The sequence below is a fragment of the Pontibacter sp. HJ8 genome, assembly GCF_054824225.1.
The window spans coordinates 1-872 of sequence record NZ_JSYF01000537.1 but is presented as its reverse complement, the minus strand read 5'-3'; the positions used below and the strand labels follow the sequence as shown (position 1 = coordinate 872).

General features: G+C 54.4%; 1 pseudogene. It reads right to left on the bottom strand.

The window, feature by feature from the left end:
• Positions 1–872, bottom strand: a pseudogene (locus OB13_RS18985) (hypothetical protein); the annotation flags it as partial.

Sequence of the window (872 nt, the reverse complement as noted above, 5' to 3'; positions counted from 1 at the left end):
AAGTTCCGCCCGTTACACCTGTTACCGTCAGCTCACCGTTGCTGGCACCGCAGGTAGAGGCTTTGGTGGTAGCAGCCAGGTCGGTTGGACCGGCGATGTTTCCTACTACCACTTCCTTCGTAAAGACACAACCATTGGCATCTTTCACTGTCACAGTATAGGTACCGGCCAGCACCGCTTCAAATGTCGTTGCTGTTTGGAAGTTGGTACCATTGATCGAGTAGGTATAAGGAGCCGTTCCACTTGTCACCCCGTTCACTGAGATCATACCATTGGCGCTGCCGCAGGTGGACGAAGTGCTTGCCAGGATCAGTTCGCTTGGTCCGGCTACATCTTCTATGATCACCACTTTGGTGATGATACAGCCGTTGGCATCTTTCACGGTGATGGTGTGAGAGCCGGCCATCATCCCTGTTAAAGTGGACGATTGATAAAAGTTCTCGCCATCCTTGCTGTAAGTATATGGAGCCGTTCCGCCCGTCACAGCACTTACGGTGATGCTTCCGTTGGCACGGCCACAGCTTGAAGACTGTGCTGCCGTAGTGAAGTCAGACGGACCCGGGATATCTCCCAACGTAACTACCTGGGTATAGGTACAGCCGTTGGCGTCTTTCACCGTCACCTGGTAGTCTCCTGCCAGCAGGGCTGCGAAAGTTGCGCCTGCCTCAAAAGTCGAGCCGTTGATCGAGTAGGTATACGGAGCTGTGCCACCGGTTACACCGTCGATGCTAAACTCGCCGTTATTGCTGCCGCAGGTCGAAGAACGAAGGGAAACAGTCAGAGCAGAAGGTCCGGCAATGTCACGTACCTGCACTTGTGCCGCGTATGTACAGCCTTTGGCCTCCTTTACCGTGATGGTGTGGGTGCCTGCC